Below are 16,702 nucleotides of genomic sequence, written 5' to 3'. Positions count from 1 at the left end.
CTCCTTCACAGCAGCTCGAGGATGGTGGCGTTGGCCATGCCGCCGCCCTCGCACATCGTCTGGAGTCCGTAGGTCGTGCCCGAGTCGCGCATCTGGTGGACGAGGGTGGTCATGAGCCGGGCCCCGCTGCCGCCGAGCGGATGCCCCAGGGCGATGGCGCCGCCGTTGACGTTGAGGGCCTTCTCGTCGGCGCCGAGGTCGTGCAGCCATGCGAGCGGCACGGGCGCGAACGCCTCGTTGACCTCGAACACGCCGATCCGGTCGAGGGACAGGCCGCTCCGCTCGATCGCCTTGCGGGTGGCCGGGATCGGCGCCGTCAGCATGATGACCGGGTCGTCGGCGGCGATCACGGCGGTGTGCACGCGGGCGAGGGGCGTCAGGCCGAGCTCGGCGGCCTTCTCGGAGGTGGTCATCAGCAGCCCCGCGGCGCCGTCGCTGATCTGCGAGCTGTTGCCGGCGTGGATCGTGCCGTCCGCCTTGAAGGCCGGCTTCAGCTTGGCGAGCGACTCCAGGGTCCCGCCGCGCCGGACGCCCTCATCGGTGTCGACGCGGGTCCCGTCGTCCAGCGTGACCGGGACGATCTGGCTCTCGAAGCGGCCCGCGTCGATCGCGGCGGCGGCCTTGGCGTGCGAGGCGAGGGAGAACTCGTCCAGCCGCTCGCGGGACATCCCCCAGCGCTCGACGATCATCTCGGCGCCGATGCCCTGGTTGGCCATGGCGATGCCGTAACGCTTCTCGAAGCCCGGTCCCATCGGGTTCCCGTCGAGCACAGAGGTGCCCATCGGTACGCGGGACATGCTCTCCACGCCGCCGGCGACGACGACGTCGTACTGCCCGGCGATCAGTCCGGCGGCGGCGAAGTGCACGGTCTGCTGGGACGATCCGCACTGCCGGTCCACGGACGTGCCGGCCACCGACTCCGGCCAGCCGGCCGACAGCACCGCGTTGCGCGCGATGTTGTTGGCCTGGTCGCCGACCTGCTGCACGCACCCCCAGATCACGTCGTCGATCAGGGACGGGTCGACGCCGGTCCGCGCCGCCAGCGCGGTCAGCACGGTCGCGGACAGGTCGACCGGGTGGACGCCGGACAGCGCGCCGTTGCGGCGGCCGACCGGGGTACGGACCGCGTCGACGATCACTGCGTCACGCATGGGAGTCCTCTTTTCGGCTGTGGAGCACAGCGGTCACGGCCTGCTCGCGCAGGCGGTCGGGAAAGGCGATCAGCGCCTCGGCGCCCTTGGCGCGGCGCAGGTAGCGGTGGGCGGGATGCTCCCAGGTGAAGCCCATCCCGCCGTGGATCTGCACGCAGCCCTGGGTGGCGGCGACGGCCGCGTCGACGGCCTGCGCGGCGGCGAGCCGGACGGCGATCCGGGTCTCGGCGGAACCGGGGTCCTCGTCGAGCGCGCCCGCCGCGGCGGCGACCAGCGCGCGGGCCGACTCGACCGCCACGAACATGTCGGCGGCGCGGTGGGAGATCGCCTGGAAGGAACCGATGGCACGGCCGAACTGGTGGCGGGTCTTGGCGTGGTCGACGGCGAGGCCGGTCGCCTCGGCACCGACGCCCACCATGTCGGCGGCCAGCATCACCAGCGCGGCGTTCTCCGCCGCGGCCAGCACGGTGTCGTGGCCGGACGGCCCGGTGACGCGTTCGGCGGGCCCGTCCAGGGTGACGCCGCCGAGGGGGCGTGTCGGGTCGAGCGCTTCCAGCGCGTGCACTCCGGCCGATGCGTCGATCTCGGTGAGGAAGAGACCGGGGTCTCCGTCGTCGGTGACGCACGCGACGAGGAGCAGCCCGGCCGCCGGGGCGTCGGCGACGATCGGCACGTGGCCGTGGAGCGACCAGCCATCGCGGCCGCGTGTCGCACGGACGTCGTCGGCGGCGCTCCAGCCGTCCGCGGTCCGCCCCGTCGCGACGGCGGCGACGACCTCACCGGACGTCAGCCGCGGCAGCCACCGTTCCGCGACGTCGGATCCGGCGGCCATCAGTGCGGCCTGCACGGCGACCAGCGAGACGGTCGGGACGGGCGCCAGCCGGCGGCCCAGTTCCTCCTGCGCAGCGGCGGCGAGCGCGAAACCCGCTCCCCCGCCACCGTGCTCCTCGCCGACGGGCAGTCCCGGTACGCCCACCTCGGTGAGCGCGCGCCACAGACTTTCGTCCCACTGGTCCGGACCGTCCGCCAGCGCGGCCACGGTCTCGATGCCGCAGCGGTCGCGCAGCAGCCGGGCGATGGCGCCGCGCAGCTCGCCTTCGATCTCGGCCTCGCTCATCGGGCGCCCCCGCTCCGCGGATCGTCGCGATGGGAGGGCAGTCCCAGCACCTTCTCCGCGATCGTGTTCCGCTGGATCTCCGCGGTACCCGCGCCGATCGTCGACGACCGGCTCATCAGGTATCCGTACGTCCAGCGGCCGTGTTCGGGCGCGGACGGCTCGCGCTGGCCGAGCACCGCAGCCGGACCGAGCACGCGGAGCGCCACTTCGTGCAGCCGCTGGTCGAACTCGGACTTGACGAGCCGGTTCACCGAAGCGGCCGCCCCCGGATCGTCTCCGCGGAGCACGGCCTCCAGGGCGCGGCGGCTGTTGGACGCCAGCACCCGCACCGCCGCCTCGAGGCCGGCGAGCGCCTGGCGGACCACGGGGTCATCGGCCTCACCCGTGGTCAGAGCCAGGGAGAACAGCTCGTCCACGATCCGGCGGTAGCGGAACTCGTCGGAGAGGAACGCGGTCGCGCGCTCGTGGCCGAGGCTCGTGCGGGCGATGGCCCAGCCGCCGCCTTCCTCGCCCACCAGGTTCGCCGCGGGAACGCGGACCTCGTCGAGGAACACCTCGGCGAAGTGGGCGCCGCCGCTGATGTCGCGCAGCGGCCGGACGGTGATGCCGGGCGCGTCCATCGGGATGAGCAGATAGCTGATGCCGGCGGGACCGGGTTCGGGCGGACCGGTTCGGACCAGCGCGAACATCCAGTCGGCCTGGTCCGCCATCGACGTCCAGATCTTCTGGCCGGTGACGAGGTAGTCGTCGCCCTCGCGCACCGCGCGGGTCGACAGGGCGGTCAGGTCGCTGCCCGCGCCGGGCTCGGAGAAGCCCTGGCACCAGAACTCGTCGGCGCGCAGCAGCGGCCGCAGGAAGCGCGCCTTCTGCTCGGGAGTCCCGTGCTTGATGAGGGTGGGCGCGACGATGAACGACAGCCCGCAGGGATGCTTCGGGGCCCGCGCCTTGGTCATCAGCCGGTGATAGGCGATCTGGTCGACGAGGCCGAGCGCCATGCCTCCGGCGTCGGCCGGCCAGCCCGGCGCGGCGAGACCGGCCTCTTCGAGATCCGCGTGGAAGTCCCTGGCCCACTGGAGGCGGGCTGCCCTGTCACGGGGCGGGCGACCCTGGTGGGCCGTGAGGAAGTCGCCCAGCCGCGCCCGCCAGCCGGGCCCGGTGTCGGACGCGGTGTCGCGGGACGTGCCCGCGACTCCGGTCTGGACGGTGGACATCCATCCTCCTCGCGTGTTGATTCGAACTTGGTTCTACTCGAACGGAGCATACATGGTTTACTAGGTTATCTACCAGAGGAACAGGACTGACGAGGAGGCGGACCGATGGAGTGGGGACTTCCCTGGCCCGGAGCGGAGCTGGCGGCGGAGGCCGAGAAGGCGGGCGCCTCGGCGTTCTGCGCCGGCGAGTTCGCCGACCACAACGCGTACCTGACGACCGGCGAGATGGTCGGCGCGACCGAACGCGCCCTGGTGGGGCCGGGGATCGCCTATGCCTTCGCTCGATCCCCGTTCGTGCACGCCTCCGCCCTCCGCCAGCTCTCCAAACGGGCGCCGGGACGGCTGTTCCTCGGCCTCGGTTCGGGCACCCGCCGGATGAACACCGACTGGTTCTCGGTGCCGGCGAGCGAGCCGGTGCGCCGGATGGCCGACCTCGTCGCCGCCGTCCGCGCCTACCTGCACGCCGAGAACGGGGAGCGGGTCGTCAACGAGGGCGAGTTCTATCCGATCAATGCCGCGATCAAGGCGCCCGTTCTCGGCCGGCTCGACATTCCGATCCTGCTCGGAGCATTCAACCGGCGGATGATCCGCACCGCGGGGCAGGTCGCGGACGGCGTCCTCGGACACGGCCTGTTCACCGACCGCTGGTGGTCGGAGGTGGTGAACCCCGAACTGGCGGAGGGCGCCTCGGCGGCCGGCCGCGGCACCGCCGAGCCGCGCCGCTGGGGCTGGCTGATCACGGCGATCAACGAGGACGACCCCGTCCGCGCCCGCCGCGACGCCCGGCTCCAGATCGCCTTTTACCTCACCGTCAAGACCTACGACGCCTTCGCCGATCTGCACGGCTGGCAGAAGGAGACGGCAGAGATCCGCGAGGCGTTCCGGCGCGGCGACATCGACGCGATGGCCGCCGCCGTGACCGACGAGATCCTGCACGCGATCGCGCTCTCCGGGACGCGCGCGGACGCCCGCGACCAGCTCGCGGCACGAGAGGTCCTGCCGGACCTGGCGTTCCTGTCCGCCCCGGCGTTCATGGTCGGCGAGCGACGCCGCGCCGCGTACGCGACCGAGTCGATCCGGCTCATGGCCGGCTGAACACTCCGCTTCCACGGCCCGCGCGCGACCGGCCGGTAGCTATTGTGAGTGACGCAGAGATCGTGGCCGGCGGCCGTCACCGCCGCCGAAGGAGGATGACGCAGCGATGGCAGAGCCGGACTCCGGACGGCGAGGCGGAACCCTTGCGATGCCCCCCGCCGACGTCCGGCCGCCCAAGATGGGGGAACTCGTCGCGCGGCGCCTCCGGCGCATGATCGTCGACGGCGAGCTGAAGGACGGCGACTTCCTCCCGCACGAGTCCACGCTGCTGGAGCACTTCGGCGTCTCCCGGCCGACGCTCCGGGAGGCCGTCCGGGTGCTCGAAGCCGAAGGCCTGATCGAGCTGCGCCGAGGATCGCGCACGGGCGCGCGGGTGACCGTCCCGGGACCGGAGGTGGTCGCCCGTCCCGCCGCGCTCCAGCTCCAGCTGGGCCGGGCGAACCTCGCGGACGTCTATGTCGCGCGCAGCGCGATCGAGCCGACCGCGGCCAGGCTCCTCGCGCTGAACTCCGAGGCCGACCACCGCGGCCTGGAGGAGTCGCTGGAGGAGGTGCGGGCCTGCCTGGCCGACGACGCCGAGCGGTTCGCCGCCGCCACGGCGCGGTTCCACCTGCGGCTCGTCGAACTGTCCGGCAACCAGACCCTCGCGCTGATGGCCGGGATGGTGCACGAGATCATCCTGCGGCAGACGCAGAGTTCCGTGCGCACCCGGGAGGCGGAGGCGAGCACCGCGAGCGGTGCCGCGCACGACGACCCGCAGGTCAACTACAGGCGCGCCGTCCGCGCCTACGAGAAGCTGGTCCAGCTCGTGCGGGCGGGCAAGGCCGACGAGGCCGAGCGGTTCTGGCGCCGGCACCTCGAAGTGGCCGACGAGCTGGTGCTCGCCGGCCACCAGGCCACCCGCGTCATCGACGTCCTGGACTAGGGCGCAGCGGCCAGCAACGCGGCGGGGACGTCCACCAGGCGGGCACGGACGTGTTCGCCGACCGCCTTCCCGATCACGTCCAGGCGCAGGTTGCTGGATCCCGCGTTCCCGAGAAGCCCGCAGAGGACGAAGTGCACGGCGCGCAGGTGGGGGAACTCGTACCGGACGATCGTCAGGTTCTCCGTCTCGGGGAGCAGGCGGCGCAGCTCACTCGTCGTCAGCGCGGCGCGCAGCCACGGCCAGGCTTCCGGAACGTCCGTCCAGATGCCGAGATTGCTGTTGCCGCCCTTGTCGCCGCTGCGCGCATAGGCGATCCGCCCGAGCGGAACACGTTCGGTCGGCGTGGGCGGCGGAGGCTCGGGCTCGGGATGCACGGGCTGCCCGTGGAACGGCTCGGTTTTCGGGGAATCGATGGCGATGCGCCGGCCATCTTGCAGCACCGTCTTGTGATCGAGCACCTCTTGCGGCAGCAGACCCGGCCAGTAGTCGATGCGCCGCTTCGGACCGGCCGATTCGACCCCCATGAATCCCGGGATGCTGCTGAGTCCGAGCGACTGCGTCTCCCTGGAGAGCCGTTGTAGCGGCTCCGGGCGCTCGGCCGCCGCCGCCACACGGAACCCGATCGTCGCCTCGTCCTGGGTCCGGGGGTCGGTGACGGGGGTCCCGTGGCGGCCCACGACCAGTTCGTCCACCGCCGCCTCAGCGGCGATCCGGCGCACCTGCCGCTCCAGGAGACCGGCCTTCTCCTCGACGTCCAAGCCGGTCAGGTGGGTCGTGATGCCGATCTGGTATCCGGCAGGCGCGTAGATCGCCACTTTGGTCGTCGGAGGCGGCGGTGCTCCCGTGACAGGGCTCACCTGGACGCGGTCCCGCCCGGCCTGACGCAGCCGGACACTGCCCATGTCCACCGTGACGTCGGGGTTGAGATAGTGCGGACCCTGGATCTCGTACACCAGTTGCGCGGTCACCGTGTCCACGGTCACCGCGCCTTCGTCGGCGCCGTGCTTGGTGATCACGCTTCCGCCGTCCGCGGCGATCTCCGCGATCGGGAAGCCGGGTCTGAGCATGCCGGGAAGCCGGGTGAAGCCGGCGAAGTTGCCGCCGGCCGCCTGGGCGCCGCACTCGATGATGTGGCCGGCGACGACCGCGCCCGCCAGCCGATCCCAGTCCTCGCGGCCCCAGTCGTGCCACCAGGCGGTGGGCCCGGTCACCAGGGAGGCGTCGGTGACGCGGCCGCAGACGACGATGTCGGCTCCCTCCCTCAGCGCCGCGGTAATGCCCCATCCGCCCAGGTAGGCGTTCGCGGCGATGGGCTCGCCGGCCAGTTCGTCCAGCGGGGCGCGGGTGTCGAGGTGCGCCAGGTCGTACCCGGCCGCCCGCAGATCCTCGAGCCGATGCAGAACGCCGTCCCCCTCGACGTGGGCGACGTCCAACTCGACGCCGGCGTGGGCGGCGGCCGCCCGCACCCGCTCCGCCAGCCCGGCGGGATCGAAGGCGCCGGCATTGACCACGATCTTGAGGTCGTGCTCGGCGACGGCCGCGAGATGGGGGCAGATCTGCTCCAGGAAGTAGCCGACGGAGAACCCCGCGAGGGCCTGCCGGTCCGCATCGAGGGCGGCCGACACTCCGGCCATGGTGATCTCCGCGAGGTAGTCGCCCACCAGGACGTCCACCGGATCGCCGGCCATCGCCTCGTCGAAGGCACTGCGGCGATCACCGAGGTACCCCGAGAAGTTCGCGATCCGGACGGCCCTGTTCCTCAACTGCCGCTCTCCTTTCGTCATGCTCACTTGTCCGGGCTCGGTGAAGGGCCGTCCGCGGGGCCCGTCGCCGACCCGTCGCCGGCGCCCAGGTAGACGGAGGCGAGGACGTCCGGTGAACCGGCCAGCTCCGCGGCCGTTCCGGCGAACATGATCCTTCCGTGCCCGAACACGTAGGCGCGGTCGACCACGTCCAAGGCCATCGGGACGTGCTGTTCCACGAGGAGGACGGACGTCCCCTGCTCGGCGGCCCGTACCTTGAGCATCCGCAGCAACCCCATCGCGATGGTCGGCGCCAGTCCCTGCGACATCTCGTCGACGAGCAGCAGTTTCGGGCGGCCGAGCAAGGCCCGGGCGAGCGCGAGCTGCTGCTGCTCTCCGCCCGACAGCAGGCCGGCACGGCGCGACAGCAGCGTCCGCAGCTTCGGCAGCGCATCGAGCGTCTCGTTCAGCGCGCTCTTGCCGGCGCTCCGGCCGGGCAGCCCGAGGACAAGGTTCTCCCGTACCGTGAGCTGGCGGAACAAGCCGCGGTCCTCCGGCACGAGCCGCACGCCGCGACGGGCCAGGGCGCGGGCGTCCGCCGAACGTCCGAGGGCGGAGCCGAGCGCGGTGACCGTGCCCGCGTGGGCCGGCAGGCAGCCGGCCAGGGTGAGCAGGGTGGTGGTCTTCCCCGCCCCGTTCGGCCCGAAGATCCCGACGATCTCCCCGGGCGCCACGTCGAGGTCGAGGTCGCGCGCCACGGTCGTGTCGCCATGGCCGACGCTGAGACCGCGCGCCTCCAAGATTTTCACTGCGCGCTCTCCCTCCCCGCCTCTTCGGTGACTTCGCCCAGGTACGCCGCCCGCACGGCGGGGTTCTCGCGGACCTGCTCGGGAGTGCCCGAGGCGAGCATCCGGCCGCCGTCCAGGACGTGCACGTGATCGCAGTGCCCGAGGACGAGCCCCATGTCGTGCTCCACGAGCAGGATGGTGGTGCCCTTGTCGCGGATCGCGGCCAGTCGTTCGCCCAACTCGTCGCTCTCGTGCGAGTCGAGACCGGCGGCGGGTTCGTCCAGTAGCAGGACGTCGGGGCCCGCGATCAGGGCGCGGGCCAGCGAGACCAGGCTGCGCTGCCCCTGGCTGAGCTGCCCCGGGAACAATGCGGCGCAGCCGTCCAGGCCGACGGTCTCCAACGCCTCCCGGACGGCGGGCGAGGCCGCGCTCGGCATGGCGCTCAACTGGTGCCACCAGCGGCGACGCCCTTCCGGTGGCGTTCCGGCGGCGACGTTGTCCCCGACCGTCAGGTCGTCGAACAGGTCGAGGGTCTGGAAGGTCCGGACGAGTCCCTTGCGGGCGCGGCGGTAGGCGGGCGACCGGTCGATGCGCTCACCGCCCAACCGCACTTCGCCGCGCGCGGACACGAAACCGGTGCAGGCGTCCAGGAGGGTGGTCTTTCCGGCGCCGTTGGGCCCGATCAGACCCGTCAGCTTTCCCGCCTCGGCCGTGAGGGTGACGGCGTCGACAGCGCGAACGCCCCCGAAGGAGACGCTCAGCTCACGAACTTCCAGCGACGACATGCGCGCCCTCCTCACTCCCGTTCCCGGACGCGGCCCCAGGCCGCGCCGCGCCGCTCCGCAGCCGTTTCCCTAGCCACCGCGCCTGCTCCTCCAGCCGTCCGGCGACGCCGCCCGGCGTGGTGACGAGCGCCGCGATCAGGCCGATGGCACTGACCAGGGCGCTGTACTTGCCGAGGTGGATCCACTTGTCCAGCGCGTAGAACAGCAGGCCGCCGGGAGCGAGAACGCCCGCGATGACCGCCCCGGAAACGCGGCTGATGCCTGCGAGGTAGACGACGGCGACATAGGTGAGCGACACGAACACGTCGAAGTCCTGGAACGACAGGCTCTGCTGCTGGTAGCCCAGAAGCGTCCCGGCCGTGCCGGCGAGACCCGCCGCGATCCCGAAGCCGGCGAGCTTGACCCCGGCGACGTTCACACCCGCCGCCGCGGCCGCCCGCTCGTTCGCGCGCACGACGAGCATCTGCCCGCCGAGGCGCGTCCGCCGCAGCCACAGCACGCCGAACGCCAGCACGCTGACGACGGCCAGCGCGAACAGCGCGAAGCTGAGATCGCCGGAGCCGCCGAACCCGACTCCGAACAGCGAGGCCTCGGGCACCCTGCTGCCGCCGAGCCCGCCTGTCCAGTCGGGGTTCTTGAAGACGAACTCGTTGACCGCCATGCCGAGTCCCAGCGTCACCACGCCGAGGGTGACGCCGCGGATGCGCAGGGCCGGTATCGCCACCAGAACGCCGACCGCGACCGCCGCCGCGATGGCGAGGAGCGGCGCGAGGGGGAACGGGACGTGCGCGCGTGTGGTCAGGTTGCTGAGCACGAACCCCGCGGCCCCGGCGAAGGTCATCTGGGCCAGCGAGATCTGCCCCAGCATCCCGGTGAGGACGACGATGCTCAGGCACACGAGCGTCGCGACGATCGACGTGGTCAGCGCCGTCCGGTACGGGCCGGTGAGCACGATCGTCAGGACCACGGCGACCCCGACGGCCGCGGTGAACGACACGGGACGCGGCGGAGTGCGCGGCACCTTCGGCAGCCGCGCCTCCTCGGCGGTGCCCCGCGACGGCAGCCGCGCGCCGAGGACGACCAGTGCCACCACGATCACCACGAAGGGCACCGCTTCGCGCAGCCCGACCTGCGGCAGCCACGACCAGTCCTGCTGGAGCTTCAGCAGGACCCCTTGGAGCATGCCCAGGACGATGCCGGCGGTGACCGTGGCACCGAACGACCGGAGCCGCCCGACGAGGGCGACCGCGAGCGCGGGCACCACGAACAGGCTGTTCGTCACCGGGTCGAGGCCGGTGACGGGCCCCGCGAGGATGCCGAACAGGCCCGCGACGACGCACGCGCAGGCCCAGGCCAGGGCCGAGAGCCGTTCCGGGGAGTGCCCCAGCAACGTCGCCGCCCGCTCGTCCTCGGCGACGGCGCGCATCGCCACGCCGGTCCGGGTGAACCGGGTGAAGGCCCACAGCAGCGCCGCCACCACGATGACGATCGTGGCCAGGCAGAGCCGGTCGCGCGGGATGGTCGCGCCGGCGATCCGGACCGGCTCGTCCGGCAGGATCGTCGGCACCGTGCTGGCGCTGGTCGAGAACCGCAGCACCGCGAGCGCCTGGAGCAGCACCGTCACACCGACGGTCGCGACCAGCTTCAGCAGGCCGGACGCCGTTCGCAGCGGACGGAACACCAGCGCATAGGCGAGCAGGCCGATGACGGCGGCGACGGCCAGGGCGAGCAGGATCTCCACCACGACGGGCAGCCCGGCCATCCGAACGCTGCCGACCGGAAGGACGAGCCGTCCCTCGTTCTCGAGGAACGCGTAGGTGAACGTCACGTACATGGCCAGAGCGCCGAGCGCCACGTTGACCACGCCGGCCGCCTGGTACGTCAGCACCACCCCGGTCCCGAGCGCCGCGTAGACGGTGCCGGCGCCCAGGCCCAGGATGGCGAACTGCAAGAGGTCGCCCATCAGGCGGAGAACCATTCGCCGCCGGCGTCGCTCAGCTTGCCGTTCTTGTACTGGGCGATGCGCGCCTGCTTGGTGCAGAACGCGGCGAGCCCCGCGAGTTGCTTGCCGTCGCAGGTGACCGTCGGCCCCATGAAGGACTTCAGGTTCGCGGTCCTCTTCAGCGCGTCGGTGACCGCCTTCGGCTGGTCCGGCGCGGACGCGGTGGCCATCACCTTCGACAGCGTCACGACCGTCCCGAACACGCCCTGGGCGAAGCCCGACTCGGGGATCGACTTGTCGTACTTGGCGAGCGCCGCCTCGAACGCCGCGACGTCGGGGTCGCCCGAGCCCGGCAGGAGCTGCTGGACGGCGTAGTAGGTGCCCTCGGCTCCCGGCCCGGCCGCCTTGAGCACCTGGGGGTCCGCGCACGAGCCCGGGAACAGGAACTTGGCGGTGCTGCCGAGCGACTGCTTGGCCTTGATGACGTTGGCGCAGCCGCTGCCCTGCATGATGCCGATGACCACGTCGGTGCCGCCCTTGATGGCCTGGCTGACGGGGCCGGTCAGGTCGGTCTCGTTGTTGCCGAAGGCGACCATGGAGACGTTCGTGACGCCCTTGCTCTGCAGGACCTTCTGCGCGTAGCCCTGCGCCGCGAGCCGGGCCTGCGGGTTGTCGTTGAACATCACCGCGACCTTCTTCGGCTTGAGCTTGTCGGCGACGTACACCGAGCCCGCGCTCACCGATCCGGGTGCTCCGCCCAGCATCGAGAAGGAGTTCGGCGAGGTGAACTCGACCGCGCCGATCGGGCTGGCCGGCACGTACGGGATGCCCGCCTTGGCCAGTGCCGGGACGGAGCCGTCCGCGCCGAGGTCGAGGCCGCCGATCACGGCGGCCGGCTTCTGGCGCAGCAGCTCGGCGGCGCAGTTGGCCGAGGCGGCGGCGGACCCGTTGGGAGTGCAGACCGCCAGCTTGATCGGGCGGCCCTTCACCCCGCCCAGGCTGTCGTTCACGTACGAGACGGCGGCGCGGGCGGACTTGCTGATGTCGGCGTAGCTGCCGAGCGGGCTCGTGTCGTCGTTGATCAGGCCGACCGTGATCGGGGCGCCGGTCGCCTTGTTCGTCGGCAGGGCGATCGCCGCACCGCCACCGGAGCCGGACGAGCCGCCCTTACCGCCGTTGTCGCCGCAGGCGGCCGTCAGCGCCAGCGCGGCGACGGCCAGGGCTGCGGCGGCGGCCCTGGCGGTCGACGGCCGGGGTGCGGCGCCGAAGACTCGAGACATGAGCAACTCCGTTAACTAGGTCAACTTGGATTGGAAGGAGTATGCGTCGGACGTCCCGAGAGAACAAGAGGTGACAGAGACCACTTTTCGCGATATACGCGCACGCCAGAGCGTCGGCGACGGCCGGGGCCGCCGTGCCTGACGGGCGCTCCTTGACTGCCAGACCACCGCGATCACACGCGCTGGCGGGGCGAATGCCCCGAACCCGACCGCGAACCCCCGGCATGAGTGAGGCCCGCCACGGGTGGCGGGCCTCACGGCACACGGCCTCGGAAAATGGCCTGTTCAGGACGTGCGAAGGGGCGACGGCCTCAGGCGACCAGGTCGAGAAGCCGGGCGCGGTGGTGGCGCGGAGATCCGCCCAGCAGCTCCCCGGTCTTGACCCGGCGCAGCAGCAGGTGCAGATCGTGCTCCCAGGTGAAGCCCATCCCACCATGGAGCTGCAGCGCCGTTCCGGCAACGCGCGAGCACGCTTCCCCGGCGAAGGACGCCGCCGACGACACCTGCGCTCGCCGGGCGGCCCGATCGGCCGAATCGAGGACCTGCGAGGCGGCCCTGACGGTGATGCGGGCGCATTCCACGTCCAGCGCCATCGTCGCGCAGTGGTGCTTGACGGCCTGGAAGCTCCCGACCGCGCGTCCGAACTGCCGCCGTTCCCGGACGTACTGGACGGTCATCTCGAGCAAGCGGTCCGCCGCTCCGACCGCGTCCGCCGCATGGTGCAGGGCGAGCGCGTCCGCGAGGGCCTCGACCGTGCCCTCCGCCGTCCTCGCCCACGAGCCGGATGGAACGCGCACGCCGTCGAGGGTCACGGACGCGAAGTCGCGGGTGAGATCGAGGGCCGTCCGCACGGTACGGGACAATCCGTCGGCAGTGGCCGGTACCAGGGCGACGAAGTGGGAGCCGTCCGCCGCCACGGCGGGCACCAGGAACAGCTCTGCCGCCAGGCCACCGACGACCAGTGGCACGCGGCCGCTCAGCGAGAGCGTGCCATCAGCCTGCTCGACCGCGGCGACGCGCTCCGCGCCGGGTTCCGGCTGCGCGGGGACGGCGACGATCTTGCCTTCGGCGACGCCGGCGGCTGTGTCCGCGGCGATGCCCACGTCGTCCAGCACCCGGCACACCAGCGCGGACTGCCCGATCGGCAGCGGCGTCGCCGCGCGCCCGACCTCTTCCACGACCAGCGTCAGGTCGGCATGGGTTCCGCCCTCCCCCGCTCGCAGCAGCGAGAGCAGGCCCATGGCACTCGCGGCAGCGAGGCCCTCCCGGCGGATCCGGCTCTGGCCGGGATTCGCCGAACGGGCGCCTTCCAGGTCCGATGTGGCGTCCAGCCACTGACGCACCGCCTCGACGAGGGCTTCCTGCTCTTCGGTGATGACGAGTTCCATGCCCCACTCCCTTCCCAACTGACATAGTTTACGAAGTATCCTATGTGTCGAACTCGGTGCCTGTCACCGATCAGGAGGGGAGCACCATGTCAGACGAGGTGCTGGTCGAACACGCCGACGGGGTCACCGTCATCACTATCAACCGGCCGCAGGCCCGCAACGCCGTGAACCGTGCCGTCAGCGACGGAGTCGCCACCGCGCTCGACGAGTTCGAATCGCGCAAGGACCTCACCGCGGCCGTGATCACCGGCGCCGGCGGCACCTTCTGCTCCGGCATGGATCTCAAGGCCTTCGTCGCCGGGGAGAACGTCACGGCCCCCGGCCGCGGGCTCGCGGGCATCACCCTGCGCCCTCCGCGCAAGCCGGTGATCGCCGCCGTGGAGGGCTATGCCCTCGCCGGCGGCTGCGAAGTGGCGCTCGCCTGCGATCTGATCGTCGCGGCGGACGACGCCAAGTTTGGCATCCCCGAGGTCAAGCGGGGCCTGGTGGCCGGTGCCGGCGGCCTGCTCCGGCTGCCCCGGCGCCTCCCCTATGCCGTCGCCATGAAGCTGGCCCTCACCGGCGAGTTCCTCTCCGCCGCGGATGCGGAGAAGTACGGCCTGGTCGTCGAGGTGACCCCGAGCGGCAGGGCCCTGGACGCCGCCCGCGACCTGGCCGGCCGCATCGCGGCGAACGCCCCGCTCGCGGTCGCCACGACCAAGGAGGTCATCGTCGCCTCCGCCGACTGGTCCTCGGACGAGGCGTTCGAGCGGCAGGAGGAGCTGATCCGGCCAATCTTCACCTCGTACGACGCCCGCGAAGGCGCCACCGCCTTCGCCGAGAAGCGCCCACCCGTCTGGCGCGGCGAGTAAGGGACCGGCGCGGCCGGGCGCCCTGCCCCCGGCGCCCGGCCGCGCCTTCCAGCGAAGGAGCGCATCTCTGCTGGTGATGGCGCCGAGATGCGCGGCTTCGGGATGCCGTCAGGCGTGAACAGGGCGGTGAGCCCGGTGGTCGAGGACGAAGTCCTGGCGGAAGGTGCGGCCGTCGGCGAGCAGGAGACGGGCGACGGCGGGCGTGTGGTCATTGCTGAGCAGCAGGACGGTGACGAAGTCCTGCGGTAGCGCCGTGGCGGCGTAGCGGCCTTCGTGGTCGGTGACGGTGCGGAGGAGCTGGTGGCCGGTCGGGCCCAGGATCGTCACACCGACCTGCGGGACCGGGGCGCCCTCGGGCGTGCGGACGGTGCCGACGAGCATGGGAGGCTGCTCGCCGAGGCGCCAGCGGTGGCCCGGGCTGGTGGCGTGCGGTTGGGGCGTTTCGATGGTCGGGTCCTCGATGGGCTCTTCGAGCCGTTCTTCGACAGGGGCGCCGTCGACGGCTTCGGCTTGGGCGGCCTTGCGGCGCTCGAGAACGAAGCCTGCTCCGATGAGGGCGGCGCCGGCGACGAGCCAGGCGCACAGCACGAGCGTCGGCCGCAGCAGGTCCTGCCTGCCGAAGTAGAAGATGCCGTGCAGCGCGTCGATCAGATTGCCGAGCGGCATCACCGGGTGCAGTGCGCGGAAGAAGCCCGGGACGAGCTGGTACGGGATCGCGCCGCCGCTGGACGGGATGGACAGCAGCACGAACAACCCGATCGCGACGCCAGGGATGAACTGGCGGACGAACGGGACCAGGCCGTAGGTGACCCACGCCACCGCCTGCGTGATCATGAAAGCGTACAGGACGGCCAGCGGCTGGTTGGGGACGATGTCCATGGACAGCCCCACCAGGTAGCCGACCACGCTGGTGAAGGCGCCGATTCCCGCCAGGGTGAGGAGCTTGACGCGGCGGCTCACCGTGACCGCCCGCATGAGCATCATCACCGAGATGTACGGAACAATGTTCCAGACCATCGCCATGTAGAACAGGCCGGTCCCGGTCACGTCGCCCTTGGCGGTGGGCGCGACCTCGACGATGCTGAGCTTCTGCCCGCCCTGCTTCGCGATGCCGGTGAAGGTGGTGGTGGCGGCCTGTTCAAGATACGTGCCGTCCGCCTTCGCGACGTAAAGGACGGCCTTGTTGCCCTCCACGCTGTAGGCGGCGACGGCGTCGCGACCGGTGACCTTGTGCTTCGCGGCGTCCGCGTCCTTGACCGGGATGATGTCGAACGAACCGGGTGCCTGCTGATCGAGTCCGGCGCTCAGCTGTGCCGCGACCACCGGGTCCGACACCGCGACCTTGACGTCGTGCGGCGATGGCGAATGGAAGGGGAGCATGTAGCAGAACAGGAAACCGAAGAAGAACAGCAGCGGGAACCACAGGCTCCCCGCCAGCGTCCGGGCCAGCTGCGGCTTGTCCTCTTGCTCGGTTTGCTCATCGCTCACGCGAGGTACCTCTCTGGGCGAATAATGCGGGGCCGCCTCGCCCCGTGCGGATGTGCGCACCGGCCGGAAGCGGCGATCGGTCAACGGGAACTCCCCGGCACGGCACCGGGCCGGGTTCGGGAGCGCCGGCGGCAGGGCGACCTCAATAGACTAACACTTGTAAGCCAAGTTGACTAACAGACGTTAGCCGATGGGCCGGGGCAGTATCGTTCCACCACTGCCGCGAGAAGGAGGCACGCTCATGGCGCCCACGCAGGAAGGCCCGGCGCGTACCCGCGTCCCGAACCGCTGGGGGCAGGGCGACCGGCTGCGCACCGAGATCCTGCGGGCCGCCGGGCGCCTGCTCGCCCAGGGCGGCAGCGAGGAGAACCTGTCACTGCGGGCGATCGCCCGCGAGACGGGCGTCGCCGCGCCGAGCATCTATCGGCATTTCCGCGACAAGACCGAGATCGTGTGGGAGGTGCTGGCCGGCGCCTACGGTGAACTCGCCACGGTGATGCGGGAGGCGGAACGCTCCGCGGGCGGCTCCCCCAGGGACCGGCTCGCCGCGATGGCCGACGCCTACTGCCGGTTCGCCGCCGACCGGCCGCGCCACTACCGCCTGATGTTCGACCTCGAACAGTCCGCCGTCCCCATGGAGCGGCTCGCCGAGCACCCCGTCGGCGAGATCCTCGATACCTGGGAAACGGCGGTCGGCCGCTTCCTGGAGGACCATCCTCATCCGCGGCTGGACGCCCGGCAGCTGGCCGTCCTGCTGTGGACGGCTCTGCACGGCCATGTGAGCCTGCGGCGAGCGATGCCGGTCCCTGAGGATATGGAAGGGCAGAGCCAGACCCACGAGCAACTGCTCACCGAACTCCTTGGCCCGGCGGTGTGATCGGCTTGGCCGGAGGCGGCGCGGGCATATGGGCCGGCGTCGCCTCCGTCCATCGGCACGGG

At 71.8% G+C, this 16,702-nt stretch carries 14 protein-coding genes; 4 read left to right on the top strand and 10 right to left on the bottom strand.

The genetic code is table 11. The annotated features are described in order from the left end of the window. Window positions 1-5: 5 nt before the first annotated feature. Genes F8568_RS22020 through F8568_RS46935 form a run of 3 tightly spaced genes read right to left on the bottom strand, consistent with a single transcriptional unit; the run spans window position 6 to window position 3,479 of the window. Window positions 6-1,151, bottom strand: coding sequence for a thiolase family protein (locus F8568_RS22020; protein ID WP_151595678.1), 1,146 nt, complete (start codon window positions 1,149-1,151; stop codon window positions 6-8). Further along, window positions 1,144-2,268 carry an acyl-CoA dehydrogenase family protein gene (locus tag F8568_RS46940; RefSeq protein WP_202125232.1) on the bottom strand — a complete coding sequence of 375 codons (1,125 nt, stop codon included), beginning with the start codon at window positions 2,266-2,268 and terminating at the stop codon, window positions 1,144-1,146. Before F8568_RS46940 ends, F8568_RS22020 begins: the two co-directional genes overlap by 8 nt. Further along, window positions 2,265-3,479 carry an acyl-CoA dehydrogenase family protein gene (locus F8568_RS46935; RefSeq protein ID WP_202125231.1) on the bottom strand — a complete coding sequence of 405 codons (1,215 nt, stop codon included), beginning with the start codon at window positions 3,477-3,479 and terminating at the stop codon, window positions 2,265-2,267. Before F8568_RS46935 ends, F8568_RS46940 begins: the two co-directional genes overlap by 4 nt. 105 nt (window positions 3,480-3,584) lie before the next feature. Between F8568_RS46935 and F8568_RS22010 the strand changes: the two genes are divergently transcribed. Both F8568_RS22010 and F8568_RS22005 read left to right on the top strand, forming a co-directional pair. After that, on the top strand, window positions 3,585-4,574 hold the full coding sequence (locus tag F8568_RS22010; RefSeq protein ID WP_151595677.1) for an LLM class flavin-dependent oxidoreductase: 990 nt from the start codon (window positions 3,585-3,587) through the stop codon (window positions 4,572-4,574). 148 nt (window positions 4,575-4,722) lie between these two features. Beyond that, a complete protein-coding gene (locus F8568_RS22005) occupies window positions 4,723-5,499 on the top strand; it encodes a FadR/GntR family transcriptional regulator (RefSeq protein ID WP_236009037.1) in 777 nt (258 codons plus the stop codon). Here F8568_RS22005 and F8568_RS22000 read toward each other — a convergent pair. The 6 genes from F8568_RS22000 to F8568_RS21975 all read right to left on the bottom strand — a co-directional run bounded on the left by F8568_RS22000 (window position 5,496) and on the right by F8568_RS21975 (window position 13,424). Further along, window positions 5,496-7,262, bottom strand: coding sequence for an acyclic terpene utilization AtuA family protein (locus F8568_RS22000; protein WP_236009036.1), 1,767 nt, complete (start codon window positions 7,260-7,262; stop codon window positions 5,496-5,498). The two genes, F8568_RS22005 and F8568_RS22000, sit on opposite strands and share 4 nt — an antisense overlap. A gap of 23 nt (window positions 7,263-7,285) precedes the next feature. Continuing rightward, a complete protein-coding gene (locus F8568_RS21995; protein WP_151595674.1) occupies window positions 7,286-8,050 on the bottom strand; it encodes an ABC transporter ATP-binding protein in 765 nt (254 codons plus the stop codon). After that, window positions 8,047-8,814, bottom strand: a complete 768-nt coding sequence (locus F8568_RS21990; RefSeq protein WP_151595673.1) for an ABC transporter ATP-binding protein — start codon at window positions 8,812-8,814, stop codon at window positions 8,047-8,049. Before F8568_RS21990 ends, F8568_RS21995 begins: the two co-directional genes overlap by 4 nt. After that, window positions 8,792-10,777 (bottom strand): ABC transporter permease, encoded by a 1,986-nt coding sequence (locus F8568_RS21985; RefSeq protein ID WP_160573712.1) that lies wholly within the window; start codon window positions 10,775-10,777, stop codon window positions 8,792-8,794. Before F8568_RS21985 ends, F8568_RS21990 begins: the two co-directional genes overlap by 23 nt. Continuing rightward, on the bottom strand, window positions 10,777-12,036 hold the full coding sequence (locus F8568_RS21980; protein ID WP_151595671.1) for an ABC transporter substrate-binding protein: 1,260 nt from the start codon (window positions 12,034-12,036) through the stop codon (window positions 10,777-10,779). The genes F8568_RS21985 and F8568_RS21980 overlap by 1 nt, the downstream gene beginning before the upstream one ends. 311 nt (window positions 12,037-12,347) lie before the next feature. Beyond that, window positions 12,348-13,424 carry an acyl-CoA dehydrogenase family protein gene (locus tag F8568_RS21975; RefSeq protein ID WP_151595670.1) on the bottom strand — a complete coding sequence of 359 codons (1,077 nt, stop codon included), beginning with the start codon at window positions 13,422-13,424 and terminating at the stop codon, window positions 12,348-12,350. An 86-nt stretch (window positions 13,425-13,510) separates the two neighbouring features. Here F8568_RS21975 and F8568_RS21970 point away from each other — a divergent pair, with 86 nt between their 5' ends. After that, the gene (locus F8568_RS21970) at window positions 13,511-14,275 is read left to right on the top strand and encodes a crotonase/enoyl-CoA hydratase family protein (protein ID WP_151595668.1); all 765 of its coding nucleotides are present in this window, start codon (window positions 13,511-13,513) and stop codon (window positions 14,273-14,275) included. A 108-nt stretch (window positions 14,276-14,383) separates the two neighbouring features. Here the strand turns inward: F8568_RS21970 and F8568_RS21965 are convergent, their stop codons facing one another. Continuing rightward, window positions 14,384-15,763, bottom strand: coding sequence for a carboxypeptidase regulatory-like domain-containing protein (locus tag F8568_RS21965; protein ID WP_160573711.1), 1,380 nt, complete (start codon window positions 15,761-15,763; stop codon window positions 14,384-14,386). A gap of 241 nt (window positions 15,764-16,004) precedes the next feature. On the opposite strand from F8568_RS21965, the gene F8568_RS21960 reads away from it, so the two are divergent. Next, on the top strand, window positions 16,005-16,640 hold the full coding sequence (locus F8568_RS21960; protein ID WP_160573710.1) for a TetR/AcrR family transcriptional regulator: 636 nt from the start codon (window positions 16,005-16,007) through the stop codon (window positions 16,638-16,640). The last annotated feature ends 62 nt before the right edge of the window (window positions 16,641-16,702 follow it).

Source organism: Actinomadura physcomitrii (assembly GCF_008923205.2).
GTDB lineage: Bacteria > Actinomycetota > Actinomycetes > Streptosporangiales > Streptosporangiaceae > Spirillospora > Spirillospora physcomitrii.
The sequence above is the reverse complement of the archived record's forward strand: the minus strand, read 5'-3'. Positions and strand labels throughout refer to the sequence as shown.

Excerpts from the sequence above, each read along its gene's own strand:
- F8568_RS46940 (WP_202125232.1), bottom strand. The coding sequence starts at position 2,268 with ATGAGCGAGGCCGAGATCGAAGGCGAGCTGCGCGGCGCCATCGCCCGG.
- F8568_RS22005 (WP_236009037.1), top strand. The coding sequence starts at position 4,723 with ATGCCCCCCGCCGACGTCCGGCCGCCCAAGATGGGGGAACTCGTCGCG.
- F8568_RS21980 (WP_151595671.1), bottom strand. The coding sequence starts at position 12,036 with ATGTCTCGAGTCTTCGGCGCCGCACCCCGGCCGTCGACCGCCAGGGCC.
- F8568_RS21985 (WP_160573712.1), bottom strand. The coding sequence starts at position 10,777 with ATGGGCGACCTCTTGCAGTTCGCCATCCTGGGCCTGGGCGCCGGCACC.
- F8568_RS21975 (WP_151595670.1), bottom strand. The coding sequence starts at position 13,424 with ATGGAACTCGTCATCACCGAAGAGCAGGAAGCCCTCGTCGAGGCGGTG.
- F8568_RS22020 (WP_151595678.1), bottom strand. The coding sequence starts at position 1,151 with ATGCGTGACGCAGTGATCGTCGACGCGGTCCGTACCCCGGTCGGCCGC.
- F8568_RS21970 (WP_151595668.1), top strand. The coding sequence starts at position 13,511 with ATGTCAGACGAGGTGCTGGTCGAACACGCCGACGGGGTCACCGTCATC.
- F8568_RS22010 (WP_151595677.1), top strand. The coding sequence starts at position 3,585 with ATGGAGTGGGGACTTCCCTGGCCCGGAGCGGAGCTGGCGGCGGAGGCC.
- F8568_RS46935 (WP_202125231.1), bottom strand. The coding sequence starts at position 3,479 with ATGTCCACCGTCCAGACCGGAGTCGCGGGCACGTCCCGCGACACCGCG.
- F8568_RS21960 (WP_160573710.1), top strand. The coding sequence starts at position 16,005 with ATGGCGCCCACGCAGGAAGGCCCGGCGCGTACCCGCGTCCCGAACCGC.
- F8568_RS21990 (WP_151595673.1), bottom strand. The coding sequence starts at position 8,814 with ATGTCGTCGCTGGAAGTTCGTGAGCTGAGCGTCTCCTTCGGGGGCGTT.